This is a genomic window from Streptomyces sp. NPDC058685, assembly GCF_042714725.1.
Classification (GTDB): domain Bacteria; phylum Actinomycetota; class Actinomycetes; order Streptomycetales; family Streptomycetaceae; genus Streptomyces.
In genome coordinates this window covers 115,649-130,393 of sequence record NZ_JBHXSL010000018.1, presented here as the reverse complement: position 1 = coordinate 130,393, position 14,745 = coordinate 115,649, and the positions used below count along the sequence as shown (strand labels likewise).

At 71.7% G+C, this 14,745-nt stretch carries 11 protein-coding genes and 1 pseudogene; 1 reads left to right on the top strand and 11 read right to left on the bottom strand.

Features of this window, described 5'->3' with window-relative positions; translation table 11 throughout:
* Nucleotides 1-307 precede the first annotated feature (307 nt).
* On the bottom strand, nucleotides 308-514 hold the full coding sequence (locus tag ACFWU3_RS17710) for a hypothetical protein (protein WP_313947419.1): 207 nt from the start codon (nucleotides 512-514) through the stop codon (nucleotides 308-310).
* Between the two features lie 187 nt (nucleotides 515-701).
* Nucleotides 702-959, bottom strand: a complete 258-nt coding sequence (locus ACFWU3_RS17705; RefSeq protein ID WP_384437780.1) for a hypothetical protein — start codon at nucleotides 957-959, stop codon at nucleotides 702-704.
* Between the two features lie 286 nt (nucleotides 960-1,245).
* Here ACFWU3_RS17705 and ACFWU3_RS17700 point away from each other — a divergent pair, with 286 nt between their 5' ends.
* On the top strand, nucleotides 1,246-2,412 hold the full coding sequence (locus ACFWU3_RS17700) for a protein kinase (protein ID WP_384437777.1): 1,167 nt from the start codon (nucleotides 1,246-1,248) through the stop codon (nucleotides 2,410-2,412).
* A gap of 19 nt (nucleotides 2,413-2,431) precedes the next feature.
* Here ACFWU3_RS17700 and ACFWU3_RS17695 read toward each other — a convergent pair whose 3' ends face one another.
* The 9 genes and pseudogenes from ACFWU3_RS17695 to ACFWU3_RS17655 all read right to left on the bottom strand — a co-directional run bounded on the left by ACFWU3_RS17695 (nucleotide 2,432) and on the right by ACFWU3_RS17655 (nucleotide 14,561).
* Nucleotides 2,432-3,250 carry an RNA methyltransferase gene (locus tag ACFWU3_RS17695; protein ID WP_313947416.1) on the bottom strand — a complete coding sequence of 273 codons (819 nt, stop codon included), beginning with the start codon at nucleotides 3,248-3,250 and terminating at the stop codon, nucleotides 2,432-2,434.
* A gap of 53 nt (nucleotides 3,251-3,303) precedes the next feature.
* The gene (cobA, locus tag ACFWU3_RS17690; RefSeq protein WP_384437774.1) at nucleotides 3,304-4,560 is read right to left on the bottom strand and encodes a uroporphyrinogen-III C-methyltransferase; all 1,257 of its coding nucleotides are present in this window, start codon (nucleotides 4,558-4,560) and stop codon (nucleotides 3,304-3,306) included.
* A 288-nt stretch (nucleotides 4,561-4,848) separates the two neighbouring features.
* A pseudogene (cobT, locus tag ACFWU3_RS17685) lies at nucleotides 4,849-8,440 on the bottom strand (nicotinate-nucleotide--dimethylbenzimidazole phosphoribosyltransferase).
* Nucleotides 8,441-8,770: 330 nt separating this feature from the next.
* A complete protein-coding gene (gene cbiE / locus ACFWU3_RS17680; RefSeq protein WP_384437771.1) occupies nucleotides 8,771-10,009 on the bottom strand; it encodes a precorrin-6y C5,15-methyltransferase (decarboxylating) subunit CbiE in 1,239 nt (412 codons plus the stop codon).
* A 122-nt stretch (nucleotides 10,010-10,131) separates the two neighbouring features.
* Nucleotides 10,132-10,767 carry a GNAT family N-acetyltransferase gene (locus ACFWU3_RS17675; protein WP_340472128.1) on the bottom strand — a complete coding sequence of 212 codons (636 nt, stop codon included), beginning with the start codon at nucleotides 10,765-10,767 and terminating at the stop codon, nucleotides 10,132-10,134.
* Between the two features lie 269 nt (nucleotides 10,768-11,036).
* Nucleotides 11,037-11,864, bottom strand: coding sequence for a MetQ/NlpA family ABC transporter substrate-binding protein (locus ACFWU3_RS17670; RefSeq protein ID WP_384437768.1), 828 nt, complete (start codon nucleotides 11,862-11,864; stop codon nucleotides 11,037-11,039).
* Between the two features lie 49 nt (nucleotides 11,865-11,913).
* A complete protein-coding gene (locus tag ACFWU3_RS17665) occupies nucleotides 11,914-12,741 on the bottom strand; it encodes a MetQ/NlpA family ABC transporter substrate-binding protein (RefSeq protein WP_313947410.1) in 828 nt (275 codons plus the stop codon).
* A 51-nt stretch (nucleotides 12,742-12,792) separates the two neighbouring features.
* Nucleotides 12,793-13,524, bottom strand: coding sequence for a methionine ABC transporter permease (locus tag ACFWU3_RS17660; RefSeq protein WP_313947409.1), 732 nt, complete (start codon nucleotides 13,522-13,524; stop codon nucleotides 12,793-12,795).
* On the bottom strand, nucleotides 13,521-14,561 hold the full coding sequence (locus ACFWU3_RS17655; protein WP_384437764.1) for a methionine ABC transporter ATP-binding protein: 1,041 nt from the start codon (nucleotides 14,559-14,561) through the stop codon (nucleotides 13,521-13,523). Before ACFWU3_RS17655 ends, ACFWU3_RS17660 begins: the two co-directional genes overlap by 4 nt.
* Between the last annotated feature and the right edge of the window lie 184 nt (nucleotides 14,562-14,745).

Sequence of the window (14,745 nt, the reverse complement as noted above, 5' to 3'; positions counted from 1 at the left end):
ACGTCAAAGCTTCAGCAACTCGCGCGCAGCGCGGTGAGAAAGCAGTCCGGACACCCCCCTCCGGAGAACCCGAACCCCGCACCCACCCACCAACCAAGCGCACCCGCGCAAACACAAGGGCACGCACCCGCACCACAAGGACCCGCGCAAAATGAACCCGCACCACAAGACCCGCGCCAAGAATGCGCGATGGCCGGTCAGCTCCCCAGCTGACCGGCCATTGCTGCCGTCCGCCGCACCCCCGTCCCCACGGGGTTTTGGCCGGATGTCCCCGACCCGGACCGCTCTTCCGGGTCCGGGGCGCTGGTCAGCGCCCCAGCATCACGCCCACGGACGACGCTTGTGTGACCACTGCTTCCCAGCCGCCGAACGCGACCACCAGCAGTGCCGCCAGGGGAAGAACCATCGCCGTCGCCACCAAGGGGTGTCGCCGGCCGGACGCGCGGCCGCCGAACGCGGCGTATGCCCTGCGTCCCTGCGTGCGGATCATGGTCCGCGATGCCGTGTCCGCCATGGTTCCTCTCCTGTTCGTCTGTAAGCGGCGGGTGTCTGACCTCGGGGGACGAGTGCTGCACCCGCCGCTTGACAACAACATTAGGGATCTCGCGGGCCCCGGGCGTCATGCCCGCGTACCGATTGCCGGGCCTCCCGGAGGATGAGCCGTCACCCCCCGGCGTACTCCCCAGGGTGGAGATGCCGTCCTAGGGCTTGGGGTCTTCCCGGAGGGGACCCTCCGAGGCGTCCTCCCGGGGGACCGGCTGCTCCACCAGAGCGAGGACTCTGGTGGCCATGAAGCGGGCCGTCCGGACCACGGTTCCGTTGCGGGTGACTTCGCTCACTTCCACCACACCTCTGCGCACCGCCGTCTCCACCCGGCGACCCGCCCGGCTTGCCACGACTTCGTACGTCCGCGTCGTGTCACCCGCGTCCACCACTATCTCCACGCGGTCACCCTTCATAGATCCAATCCCCCTTCTGCGACGGACCGTTGAGATCTCGCACGGGCCAAGCGGCATGGATCCGGCGCCCCCTGACCACTCTTCAAGTTTCCCACCCGGCACTGACAATCGATCGGGCCGCGAGGGCGCGGCCTATGAGCGCACCGGGGCGGGGATCCGTAAGCTGTGCCACGTCAGACGGACGACCGGGCAGCGGGGCGGGGCCTCCCGCCCGCTGGGCAGAGGTGGGGCTCCTCCCACCGCCAGGCAGGGGTGGGGTCTCCCCCACCGTAGGTAGGGGACGGACATGGCGATGATGCGGCTCCGGCGCGAGGACCCGCGTGTCGTCGGCTCGTTCAGGCTTCACCGGCGGCTCGGCGCGGGCGGGATGGGCGTCGTCTATCTCGGGTCGGACCGCCGTGGCCAGCGGGTCGCGCTGAAGGTGATCCGGCCGGATCTGGCGGAGGATCAGGAGTTCAGATCGCGGTTCGCCCGTGAGGTGTCCGCCGCCCGGCGGATCCGCGGAGGATGTACGGCGCGGCTGGTCGCAGCCGATCTGGAGGCGGAACGGCCGTGGTTCGCCACGCAGTACGTTCCCGGCCCCTCGCTGCACGACAAGGTCGCCGAGGAGGGCGTCCTCCCCGCCTCCGAGGTCGCCTCGGTCGGTGCGGCGCTCGCCGAGGGCCTGGTGGCGGTGCACGAGGCCGGTGTCGTGCACCGGGACCTGAAGCCGTCGAACATCCTGCTGTCCCCCAAGGGCCCGCGCATCATCGACTTCGGCATCGCCTGGGCGACCGGCGCGAGCACGCTGACGCATGTCGGTACGGCGGTCGGCTCCCCCGGATTCCTCGCCCCCGAACAGGTGCGGGGTGTGGCGGTCACCCCGGCCACGGATGTGTTCGCCCTGGGGGCGACCCTCGCGTACGCGGCGACCGCGGACTCGCCGTTCGGGCACGGCGGTTCCGAGGTGATGCTGTACCGCGTCGTGCACGAGGAACCGCATCTGCACGGCGTGCCCGACTCGCTCGCCCCGCTGCTGAGCGCCTGTCTGGCCAAGGACCCGGAGGAGCGCCCGAGCACCCTGCAGCTGTCGATGCGGCTCAAGGAGATCGCGGCGCGGGAGGCCCAGGGTCTGCCGGAGGCGCGCCCGCCGGCCCAGCGCGAGCGCATCGAGGCGGACCGGCCGACGTCGCGCCACCCGGAGCGCATGGAACGTACGGAGCGCATGGAGCGTCCTGAACGGCTGGAGCGCGGTGAGCGGCCGGAGCGGCGTACGGGGGGTTCCTCGGGGTCGCGGCCGCAGCAGCCGCGCAACTCCCGCCCTCAGGGGCGGCAGGGCACCCGGCCCGGAGCACGGACGACGTCGGGGGGACGCCGGCCCGCCAACCCGAGGCTGCTGCGGCAGCGGATCATCGTCTTCTTCGTCGTGACGCTGATCGTCGCGCTGGGCATCGCCGCGGCCCAGCAGCTGTGACCCGGACCCCGGGGGCGGTTCAGGCCCCCGGGCGGCCCGTCGCCACCGCGTAGAAGGCCACGGCCGCGGCCGCGCCGACGTTCAGCGAGTCGACGCCGTGGGCCATCGGGATGCGTACCCACTCGTCCGCGGCGACCAGTGCCTGGGTGGACAGGCCGTCGCCCTCGGCCCCGAGCATCAGCGCCACCCGCTCCAGCCGGTGCGGTGCGGCCTCGTCGATCGTCGCGGCCTTCTCGTCGGGGGTGAGGGCGAGGAGCTTGAAACCCGCCTCCCGTACCGCGTCAAGTCCCTTGGGCCAGGCGTCGAGACGGGCGTACGGCACGGAGAAGACCGCGCCCATGGAGACCTTCACGGACCGGCGGTAGAGCGGGTCCGCGCAGTCCGGTGAGAGCAGGACCGCGTCCATCCCGAGGGCGGCGGCGCTGCGGAAGATCGCGCCGATGTTGGTGTGGTCGTTGACGGACTCCATCACCACGACCCGGCGGGTGGTCCGGAGCAGTTCGTCGGCCGTCGGAAGGGGCTTGCGCTGCATGGACGCGAGAGCGCCGCGGTGCACGTGATAGCCGGTGACGCGTTCGGCGAGCTCGGGGCTGACCGCGTAGACGGGTGCCGGGAGTTCGTCGATGACGTCACGCATGACGTCGACCCACTTGGCCGAGAGCAGCATGGACCGCATCTCGTAGCCGGCGTCCTTGGCCCGTCTGATCACCTTCTCGCCCTCGGCGATGAACAGACCTTCGGCGGGCTCGCGCTTGCGTCGCAGCTCGACGTCGGTCAGGCCCGTGTAGTCGCGCAGGCGCGGGTCGTCGGGGTCCTCGACAGTGATGAGATCGGCCACAGGGTGATACTGCCTTCTCCTGGTGGTGGTGCCAACGCCTGGGCAGGAGTCGGTTACTGGGGGTTACGCGGATGCTGGGCGTGACGCCGGCCGACGGCGACGACCTCGCCGATGACGATGACGGCCGGCGGTCGTACGTCCTCGGCGACGACGGTCTCCGCGACGGTGGCGAGGGTCGCGTCGACACGGCGTTCGGCCGCCGTGGTGCCCTCCTGGATCAGGGCGACGGGGGTGTGCGGGTCGCGGCCGTTGGCCGTCAGCGTCTGGGCGATCGCGCCGATCTTGTCGACGCCCATCAGGACGACGAGGGTGCCGCGCAGCCTGGCGAGTGCCGGCCAGTCGACCAGCGATCGGTCGTCGTCCGGGGCGACATGGCCGCTGACGACGGTGAACTCATGGGCCACACCGCGGTGCGTGACCGGGATGCCGACGGCTCCGGGCACACTGATGGAGCTGGAGATCCCGGGGACGACGGTGCACGGGATACCGGCCTGGGCGAGCGCCTCGGCCTCCTCCATGCCGCGGCCGAACACGAAGGGGTCGCCGCCCTTGAGCCGTACGACGGCCTTGCCCGCCTTGGCGTGCTCGATCAGGGCGTTGTTGATGGCCTCCTGCGCCATGTAGCGCCCGTAGGGGATCTTCGCGGCGTCGATCACCTCGACGTGCGGCGGCAGTTCGTCGAGAAGGTCGCGGGGGCCGAGACGGTCGGCGATGACGACATCCGCCTCGGCGAGGAGCCGGCGTCCGCGCACGGTGATGAGGTCCGGGTCGCCGGGGCCGCCGCCGACGAGGGCGACGCCCGGGGTCCGGGTGCGGTGGTGGGGCGCGGCGAGGGTGCCGTCGCGCAGTCCTTCGACGATGGCATCGCGTACGGCGGCGGAGCGGCGGGGATCACGGCCGGTGAGAACGGCGACGGTCACGCCCTCCGACCGCCCGGTCGCGGGGGTCCAGGCGGTCGCGGCACCGGCGTCGTCGGACCGCACGCACCAGGTGCGGGTGCGCTCGGCCTCGGCGGATGCCTGTGCGTTGGCCTCGGCGTCGGCGGTGGCGATGAGGACGTACCAGGCGTCGGCGAGGTCCCCGTCGGCGTATCGACGCTGCTCCCAGCGGATCTCGCCGGACGCGGCCATGGCCTCGACGGAGGGCGTCGCGGAGGGCGAGACGAGCAGGATGTCCGCACCGGCGGCGATGAGCGCGGGGAGCCGGCGCTGGGCGACCTGCCCGCCACCGATGACGACGACGCGTCGCCCCGAGAGGCGGAGCCCGACGGGGTAGGCGGGGTGCTCGGGCGCGTGCGCTTGCTCGGCCATGGCGGTGGGGACTCCTCGTACCGTACGGAGGTGCGGACCGCTGCGACGATGAAGCGGCTGGTGGGAGCCACGATATCGGGGGGCGGCGAGGGGGTGCCCGGGCGGGCGGCGCGGGTGGGGTGTGACGTCGGCCCGATTCCTGGCCCGCGGGCGGGAAGCCGCCGCGCCAGAGCGGTGGCACCACGGCAGGGCAGCCGCCCGACCGCCGTCGCCGGCTGACGCGGCCGGACCGGCCTCACCCCGGCCGGTCCGGTCCGGGCCCATGGGCCCGGACCGGCGCCCGCCCCGCTACTTCTCCGTCACACCCGCCGAGTCGAACGTCGCCACCTCGTGCATCGCCCTTGCCGCACTCTGCACCACCGGCAGTGCCAGCAGTGCGCCCGTGCCCTCGCCGAGGCGGAGGTCCAGGTCGACCAGGGGGCGCAGGCCCAGCTTGTTCAGGGCTGCCACGTGGCCCGGTTCCGCGCTGCGGTGGCCCGCGATGCAGGCCGCCAGGGCCTCGGGGGCGACGGCGCGGGCGACCAGGGCCGCCGCGCCCGCCGAGACGCCGTCCAGTACCACCGGCGTGCGCAGCGACGCGCCGCCCAGGATGAAGCCGACCAGGGCCGCGTGCTCCAGGCCGCCGACCGACCGCGGACAGGACACCGATCGGGTCCGCGGGGTCCGGGGCGTGGAGGTCCAGCGCGCGGCGGACGACGTCGACCTTGCGCGCGTGCATCTCGTCGTTGATGCCCGTGCCGCGGCCCGTGATCTCGCCCGGGTCGATACCGGTGTAGACGGAGATCAGCGCTGCCGACACGGTCGTGTTCGCGATGCCCATCTCACCGGTGAGCAGCGCCTTGTTGCCCGCCGCGACCAGGTCACGGGCCGTCTCGATGCCGACCTCGACCGCCGCGAGGACTTCCTCACGGGTCAGCGCGGGGCCGGTGGTGAAGTCCGCCGTACCGGCACGGACCTTGCGCGGCAGCAGTCCGGGCGTCGCGGGCAGGTCGGAGGCGACACCGACGTCGACCACGCAGACCTCGGCGCCGACCTGGTTGGCGAAGGCGTTGCAGACCGCTCCCCCGCCGAGGAAGTTCGCGACCATCTGGCCGGTCACCTCCTGGGGCCAGGCCGTGACCCCCTGCGCGTGCACCCCGTGGTCGCCGGCGAAGATCGCGACGGCCGCGGGCTCGGGGATCGGCGGCGGGCACATCCGGGAGAGTCCGCTCAGCTGCGCGGAGATGATCTCCAGCATGCCGAGCGCACCGGCCGGCTTCGTCATCCGCTTCTGGCGCTCCCACGCCTCGCCGAGCGCCTTGGCGTCCAGCGGGCGGATGTTGGTGACGGTCTCCTGGAGCAGATCGTGCGGGTCCTCGCCGGGCAGGGCGCGGCGGCCGTACGTCTCCTCGTGGACGACCCACGACAGCGGCCGGCGCTTGGACCAGCCCGCCTGCATCAGCTCGGGCTCCTCCGGGAACTCGTCGACGTAACCGACGCACAGGTACGCCACGACTTCGAGGTGTTCGGGCAGCCCGAGCGCGCGCACCATCTCGCGCTCGTCGAAGAAGCTGACCCAGCCGACGCCGAGGCCTTCCGCGCGGGCCGCGAGCCAGAGATTCTCGACCGCGAGGGCCGAGGAGTACGGCGCCATCTGCGGCTGGGTGTGACGGCCGAGCGTGTGGCGGCCGCCGCGCGTCGGGTCGGCGGTGACGACGATGTTGACCGGGGTGTCGAGGATCGCCTCGATCTTCAGTTCCTTGAACTGCTTGGCCCGGCCCTTCGGCAGCGACTTGGCGTACGCCTCACGCTGGCGCTGGGCGAGTTCGTGCATCGAACGCCGGGTCTCGGCGGATCGGATGACGACGAAGTCCCACGGCTGCGAGTGACCCACGCTGGGCGCGGTGTGCGCGGCCTCCAGGACGCGCAGCAGCACCTCGTGCGGGATGGGGTCGGAACGGAAACCGTTGCGGATGTCCCGGCGCTCGCGCATCACGCGCAGCACAGCCTCGCGCTCGGCGTCGTCGTATCCGGGCGCGGGCCCGTTGTCGGCGGCGACCGGTTCGGGCCCGGCGACCGGAAGGGTCTCCTCCGGTACGGGCTCGGTCGCGGGGTCCTGGACGGACATGGGCGGGGACTCCTGTACGGCCTCGGCGTCCGGCTCCGGCAGGGGCTCGGGCTCCGGCGCGGATTCGGTCACCTCCTCCGCGTGCTGGACGACGACGTGCTCCGGGGCCTCACGCGGCGCGGGCACCATGACCTCGGCTTCGGCCCCCACCTCGGGCTCGGCCAGGGGCTCGGTCTCCGCCAGGGGCTCGGCGGACGGAATCTCGTCGACGGGTTCCGGCTGCGCGGGTACGGACACGGGCCCCGCCTCGGCCTCCGGCGCCTCGTGGACGGCCTCCGGCATCGCGGGGACGGGTTCGGGCATCGCGGGGACGGGTTCGGGCATCGCGGGGACGGGCTCCTCCTCAGCGGCCTCCGGTGCCGCGACCGGCTCCGGCGGGGCCGTCTGATCGGGCACGACGGCGACCGGTGCGGGTGCCTGGTGCCGGTCGCCGGGCAGCGAGCCCTCGACCGGCACGAAGTGCCCCTCGGACGACTGGTCCGCCGCGGGCTCGGGCACGGCCTCGGGCTGCTGCTCCGCCTCCTGCTCCGGAACCGGCGTTTGCGCCACCGGCACCTCCGTCACCGGCGCTTCCGTCGCGACCGGTGTGACGGACGCTTCGGTTGCGACGGGAGCTTCCCCTGTGACAGGTGCGGGCTCCGGGACGACCGTTTCTGCTGGTACCGGCTCCGGGGTCACGAGCTGCGGAGCCTCGGGCCGAGGGACCTGCGGCTGCGGGTTCCAGGGCGCCCCCGCCTGCGGCGGGATCTCCCCCAGTTGCGGACCCGGCAGCGGAGCGCCGGTCTCGTCCCGCGGAATGTCCAGGTACTCCGGGCCCGTGGCCGGTCCGGGGGTGCTCTGCACGGTCAGGGGGTGCGGAGCCGTGCCCGCGGGACCGCGGTCGGCCAGGGAGCGGACGACACCGCCGGAGGTGTCGGGCATGGGCGGACCCATGTGCAGGGGACGCCGCGCCGGCGGAGGCGTCGGGGTGGCGGACGACGGCGGGATGCGGACGCCGCGGAGGTCGACGGAGCCCGAGTGCCGGCCTCCGGCCTCGTGGGCACCGGTTTCGTGCTCGACGGCCGCGCGTACCGCGGCCTCGTGAACCGCCGCTTGGGAAGCGGCCTCGTGGGAGGCGGCTTCCTGAGCAGCGGCCTCGCGCAGCGCGGCGTCGTGGGCGGCCGCCTCGGGCGTGCCCTCCGGTGCGGTGTGCTGTGCGTTCGCCTGCCCGTTCTCCGCGGCCTCGTACAGGCCCGCACCCGGCTCGACCCCGAACGCCGCCTGGAAGTTCTCGGCGAGGGCGGACTGCTGCGCCGAGGCCACCGGGCCGAGACCCTGCCCCGGACCGGCGGCGGGCTGTATGCCCGTGACCGCGTGGTCGGGAGCGCCGGAGTAGCCGGGGGATCCCGGATCCGCCGGGGCGTCGAAAGCGGGGCTGCCCAGATCCGTCGGAGCGGCGAAGCCGCCTCCCGCCTGCGGGGCGCTGCCGTAATCGGTCATCGGCTGGTCGGAGGCGTAGTGCTCGGCCATCGGCGCCTGGGCCGTCCGGTGCGCCGGGGCGGCGAACTGCTCGGCCATCGGCGCCGGCGCATGGCCCGTCGCGCCGTGGTGCGCCGGTACGGACTGCGGGTCGCTCCACGCGCCCTGCGCCCCCGGCATGAGCAGCAGATCGTCCTCTTCGGAGTGGGTCTCGGACGGGTCCTGGAAGGTGTACGCACCGGGGATGCCCGGCTGCTCCACCACGCCCGCGTTCTCGGGCATTCCCTCGCCCGGGATCTGGCCGGTGTCAGTCATGCATACCCCTCGCCCATCGCTTGTGATCCTTCCCCGTCGCCCGGGGCGCCCAGCGCCGCGCACCTGACGCCCGTCAACAAGAACGAGCGGGTGCGCCGCGCGGCACGATGCCCCACGGACTCACAGCATTCTCGCGGCCGTTCGCGGCCATGGCACGGAGATCCGGCACGGTCCGCTGTGGGCTGCGCCACGTTGCGCGTCCCCCGGTTCCGACGTACCACATACCGGAGCCAAAGCGACCCCATTTTCCGGACATTGACGAACGAAGCGACGAACGACCGGGCGCGGTACAACGATCGGCCAGCCTACCCCGCGGCCCTCGGCGGCGGGTCAGGGGGCGCGGTCGGGCTGCCGTCCGGAGAGCAGGAAGACGACCGACCGTTCCCTCTCCGTCCAGCCGTCCGGGTCCAGTTCGACGCTCTGGAGGAGCGCGCATTCGACGGTGTACCCACCTGCGGCGAGTGCCTCACCGATCGCCTCCGCCTCGTCGCGGGTCGACGCGTGCGTGACGATGCGTTCCGGTCGCCGGTCGGCGCAGGCGATGACGACGGGGACCCCGCCGCCCCCGATGCGTACGACATCGGGTTCGGGCAGCCGCTCCAGCACATGGGGTGCCTGGGCGTTCACGATCTGCATCTGGACGCCGGCACGGCGTGCGGCCGCGTCGGTACGAGCGCAGTTGCGCGCTTCGGCGTCGACGGCGATCACCGCGGCACCGAAGCGGGCCGCCTCGGCGGCGAGGGCGCCGCTGCCGCAGCCGATGTCCCACACGAGGTCGCCGACACGGGGCCCGAGGCGGGCCAGTTGAGCCGCGCGCAGCTGCTCCGACTCCCCCTCGCCTCCGCTCTCCCGGTCGTCGCCGTCCTGCGCACAGGACTCGGTGGGCAGCGCCCAGCCGCGCGCCCCGGACGGGTAGCCGGGCTCGCGGCCCGCGATCCAGCCGCTGCCCTGGACGGTGGTGGTGCCCGTGCCACCGATGACGATCACGACATTGGGGTCGCGCCACACATGGTCGGCCGCCTTGTCGGACGTGAGGACGGTGACCTGCTCGCGGTCGGTGCCCAGCTCCTCGCAGATGACGAAGGTGCGGTGGACGCCTTCCAGCAGGAGGGCGAGCTCGGCCGGGCCCGCGCCCGGCGAGGTGAGGACGGCGACCTTGGTGTGGGCGCGGCAGACGTTGACGGCACGGCGCAGGGTACGGCGGTGGGCGACGACCACCTGGGCGTCGTCCCAGGGCATCCCGGCGCGGGCGAAGGCGGTGGCGACGGAGGAGACGCCGGGCACGACCTCGACCTCCAGGCCGTGCTCGGGGGCCCGCAGGGTGCGGACGACGCCGAAGAAGCCGGGGTCGCCGTCGGCGAGGACGACGGCGCTGCCGCGATGGACCGCGATCCGCCGGGCGGCGAGGTCGACGCTGCCGAGCCGGATGCGCTCGGCGTCGCGTGGCACCTCCGGGAGCGCGAGATGGTGGGCCGCCCCGGCCACCAGCGTGGCGGCGGAGAGGGCGGACCTGGCCGCGGCGGTGAGGGGCGAACCGTCCCAGCCGATCACCGTGACGCGGTCGGCCATCGTCGTCAGTCTCCCTGGTGGTGTTGCAAGTGGTGCAGGGCGTGCCCGTAACGGGCAGGCCGAGGCTACCTGGGGTACGCACCCACTGAATCAGCCGGGGCCCGCGCAGTTCCAGTCGGCGGTCAGTTCCAGTCGGTGAACGACGCGTAGCCGGAGTCCGCCAGCTGGTCCGTGACGCCTTCGAGGTCCTCGGACAGCAGGCTCCAGACGATCAGGTCGGTACGGATGTCGGCCCAGCCGCCGTCTGCCGTCTGGGTCCGTGCTATCCAGGCGTTCCGCAGGACGCCCTCGCTGATGCAGCCGATCTTCTGGGCGACCTGCTGGGAGGCGGTGTTGTCGGCGGGGGTGCGCAGCTCCATGCGTTCGAAGCGCTGCACGCGGAACAGCCACTGGGCGATGGCCAGGACGGATTCGGTGGCGTATCCCTCGCCGCGCGCCCAGGGAGCGGTGACGTAGGCGACCTCGGTGGCGAGCGTGCGCCAGTCGGTGTTCCGCAGGTGCACCATGCCGACGAGCCGCTGGGTGAGGAATTCGGTGACGGCCAGGGCGATCCCGCGGCCCTGTGTGCGTTCCGAAGGAGCGATCCTGCGCACCCAGCGCTCGGCGTCCGTCGTGGTGTACGGCTGGGGCACCGACGTCCAGGCCGTGACCATCTCGTCGTTCATCATCTCGGTGAGCGCCGGGATGTCGGCCTCTTCGAAGGGGCGCAGCACCAACCGCTCCGTGCTGATGGACACGTCCGGGAAGGTGGTAGTCATGCGCGCTCCGTAACCAGGGGCCTGCTGAAAAGCCCAGCATGCAGCATGACGCGCCGGAACTGCACCACAGGGTCCCGGACTTGAGCACCGGGCGGGAATGCCGACGGGCCCCGCACCCCCGTGAGGGGGTGCGGGGCCCGGGGGGCTCGCGACGGCCTGAGATCCCGGCTCAGGGACGGCTGCCGGACATGCCTGCCCCCATCCGGGACCCGGCCTGATCCGAACGACAGACCCCGGTGCCTCGCCGGCACACATCGTCGGGAGCGGTACTAGCCCGCGGCGGGCGGCAGGACGGAGCCCTTGTAGGTGTCCTGGATGAACTTCTTCACCTCGGGCGAGTGCAGCAGCGTGATGAGCTTCTTCACCCGCGGATCGTCCTCGTCGCCCTTCTTCACGGCGAGGACGTTGGCGTACTTGTTGCCCTCGGCGCTCTCCAGCAGCACGGCGTCCTTCTTGGGGTCGAGCCCCGCGTCGAGCGCGTAGTTGCTGTTGATCACCGCCGCGTCCACGTCACCGAGGACACGCGGCAGCTGCGCCGGCTCCAGTTCCTTGAACTTCAGCTTCTTCGGGTTGGACGTGATGTCCGCGGGGCCGGCGGTGACGCCGGCCCCCTCCTTGAGCGTGATGATTCCCCTGGAGGCCAGCAGCAGGAGCGCACGGCCCTCGTTGGTGGTCTCGTTCGGCACGGCGACGGTCGCACCCGCGGGAAGCTCGGCGATGTCGTCGAGCTTCCCGGCGTACACCCCCATCGGGGGCAGATACGCCTCGGTGACGGGGACGAGATCGGTGCCCTTCGTCGTGTTGAAGTTCTCCAGGAACGGGGCGTTCTGGTAGAGGTTCGCGTCCAGCTGCCCTTCCGCGAGTGCGGTGTTGGGCAGGACGTAGTCCGTGAACTCCTTGACCTGGAGGTCCAGGCCCTGCTTCTCGGCGAGGTCCTTGGCAATGAAGTCGAGTACCTCACCGGCCGGCACGGCGGTGGCGCCGACGACGAGGGTCTTGGCGTCACCGCCGCCCTTGCCCGGTCCCGAACCGCACGCCGTCAGCGCCAGGGCGAGTGCCCCGGTCGCGGCGACGGCCGCGATGGCCCGCTTGCGCATGGTGTGCTCCCTGTCGTGTCGTACGGGCTGTGGTGGTCGTACGGGCCGGTCAGACGGCCGGGACCACGGAGCCCTCGTACGTGTCCTCGATGAACTTCTTCACCTCGGGCGACTTCAGCAGCTTGGCGAGCTTCACCACGCGCGGGTCCTTCTCGTTGCCCTTCTTGACCGCGAGGAAGTTGCCGTACGGGTTGCCCTTGGCGGACTCGAGGACGAGGGAGTCGTCCTTGGGGCTGAGCTTGGACTCGACGGCGTAGTTGCCGTTGATCACGGCGGCGTCGACGTCGTCGAGCGAGCGCGGCACCTGGGCGGCCTCGATCTCCTTGAACTGGATCTTCTTGGGGTTCTCGGCGATGTCCTTGGGCGTCGCGTCGTTGCCCGCGCCGGCCTTGAGCTTGATGACGCCGTTGAGGGCGAGCAGCTTGAGGGCGCGCGCCTCGTTGGTGGTGTCGTTCGGCAGTGCGACCGTGGCGCCGTTCTTCAGGTCGGCGATCTTCTTGACCTTGTTGGAGTACAGGCCGAGGGGCTCCAGGTGCACCGTGGCGACGGGCACGATGTGCGTGCCGTTCTTCTTGTTGAAGTCGTCGAGGTACGGCTTGTGCTGGAAGTAGTTGGCACCCACCTCACCGCTCTCGGTGGCCGTGTTCGGCGTCACGTAGTCGGTGAACTCCTTGACCTCCAGCTTGAGGCCGTCCTTCGCGGCGAGGTTGTCCTTCACGTAGTTCAGGATCTCGGCGTGCGGGACGGAGCTCGCGGCGACGACGAGCGGAGCGTCGGCGTCGGCGGAGGAACCGGAGTCGGAGCCGCAGCCGGAGAGCCCGAGGGTGAGGGCTCCGGCGGCCAGGACGGCGGTGGTGATCTTGGCGGTGTTACGCACGAAAAGTGCCTTTCTCCATGGGTGGTACGACCCTGGTGGGGTCAAGGGGGGTCAGGAAGTCTTGGTGGGTTCCGCGGTCGCGGTGGCGGGCTTGAGGATCCGCAGCCGGGGTGCCGAGCTGCCGCGTCCGCGCTGGTGCAGACCGCGGGCCGCGTAGTCGCCGGCGAACTGGATGAGGGAGATGACGACGGCGAGGATGGCCACCGTGATCCACATCAGTTCGGTCTCGAAGCGCTGGTAGCCGTAGCGGATGGCGATGTCGCCGAGTCCGCCCGCGCCGACCGTTCCGGCCATCGCCGAGTAGCCGATGAGCGCGACGATCGTCGTGGTGGCACTGGAGATCAGCGACGGCAGCGACTCGGGCACGAGCACCTTGCGGACGACCGTCCAGGTGCTGCCGCCCATCGACTGCACGGCCTCGACCAGCCCGCCGTCGACCTCACGGACGGCCGTCTCCACGAGCCGGGCGAAGAACGGGATGGCACCGATGGCCAGGGGCACGATGGCGCCCTCCCGGCCGATGGTGGTGCCGGTCAGCGCCTTGGTGAAGGGCATCAGCGCGACCATGAGGATGATGAACGGCATCGAGCGCGTGACGTTCACGATCTGGCCGATCACCTTGTTCAGCAGGGAGCTGCTGAGCAGGCCGCCGCGGTCCGTGAGGACGAGGACGACACCGAGCGGCAGTCCGCCGACCACGGCGATGAGGGTGGACCAGCCCACCATGTAGAGGGTGTCCCAACAGGCCTGCTCCAGCAGGGGCTGCATCTCCGACCAGGTCACTTGGCACCGTCCTTCACAAGCTCGGCCGTAACGGCCTCGTCGGCCACCTCGACCTGGAGGCCCTGCTCGCGCAGGAATCCGATCGGTACGACGTTCTCCTCGAACCGGCCGGGCAGTTCGATGCGCATCCGGCCGACCTGCCGGCCCGCGACGGTGTCCATCGCGGCGCCGAGGATCGAGATGTCGATGTTGTACGTACGGGAGAGCTGCGAGATCACCGGACGGGTCGCGGCCTCACCGTGGAAGGTGACGTCGACGACCGTGCGGTCGAGGCCCGAGGCGTCTCCGCTGACCGGGAAGAGTGCGGCGGCGAGCTCGGAGCCCGGGGTGGCGAGCAGCTCGCTGACGGTGCCGGACTCGATGATGCGGCCCTGTTCCATCAGGGCGGCGGAGTCGCAGACCGTCTTGACGACGTCCATCTCGTGGGTGATGAGCAGGACCGTCAGGCCCAGCTGGCGGTTGAGGTCGCGCAGCAGATGAAGGATGGAGCGGGTGGTCTCCGGGTCGAGCGCGCTGGTGGCCTCGTCGGAGAGCAGCACCTTGGGGTCGCCGGCGAGGGCCCGGGCGATGCCGACCCGCTGCTTCTGGCCGCCCGAGAGCTGGCTCGGGTAGGCCTTGGCCTTGTCGGCGAGACCGACGAGGTCGAGGAGTTCGAGCGCCTTGCGGGAGCGTTCCCGGCCGGAGATGCCGAGGATCTCCAGCGGCAGTTCCACGTTGTCCTGCACGGTGCGCGAGGACAGCAGGTTGAAGTGCTGGAAGACCATGCCGATACGGCTGCGGGCTTCGCGCAGCTGTTTGCCCGCCCGCGGTCCGCGGCCGGCGAGAGCGGTGAGGTCTTCGCCGGCCACGGTCACGGTGCCGGCGGTGGGACGCTCCAGGAGGTTCACGCAGCGGATGAGCGAGGACTTGCCGGCGCCGCTCTGGCCGATGACGCCGTACACCTCGCCCTCCTCGACGTGGAGATCGACGCCGTCCAGGGCGGTGACCTCGCGTCCTCGCGAGCGGTAGACCTTGGTCAGGCCCGTAGTGGTGATCACAGGGATGTCCGTCACTGTCGAGTGCACGGCAGGGGTGTCGCCGGGCACGGGGCATTCACATTCGGAAAGCGGCACGGATTCGTTCCGGGGCACGGAACGGGAAAAGTGCGCGGGGGCAGGCGTGGTCCATGGCTATGGACGCGGCGTCTGCGGTCTCACTTCGGGGCGCGAAACAACGGCAGGG

Bases quoted from the DNA above. Each gene is read 5' to 3' on its own strand.
- ACFWU3_RS17710 (WP_313947419.1), bottom strand. From the start codon at position 514: ATGGCGGACACGGCATCGCGGACCATGATCCGCACGCAGGGACGCAGG.
- ACFWU3_RS17705 (WP_384437780.1), bottom strand. From the start codon at position 959: ATGAAGGGTGACCGCGTGGAGATAGTGGTGGACGCGGGTGACACGACG.
- ACFWU3_RS17700 (WP_384437777.1), top strand. From the start codon at position 1,246: ATGGCGATGATGCGGCTCCGGCGCGAGGACCCGCGTGTCGTCGGCTCG.
- cobA (WP_384437774.1), bottom strand. From the start codon at position 4,560: ATGGCCGAGCAAGCGCACGCGCCCGAGCACCCCGCCTACCCCGTCGGG.
- cbiE (WP_384437771.1), bottom strand. From the start codon at position 10,009: ATGGCCGACCGCGTCACGGTGATCGGCTGGGACGGTTCGCCCCTCACC.
- ACFWU3_RS17675 (WP_340472128.1), bottom strand. From the start codon at position 10,767: ATGACTACCACCTTCCCGGACGTGTCCATCAGCACGGAGCGGTTGGTG.
- ACFWU3_RS17670 (WP_384437768.1), bottom strand. From the start codon at position 11,864: ATGCGCAAGCGGGCCATCGCGGCCGTCGCCGCGACCGGGGCACTCGCC.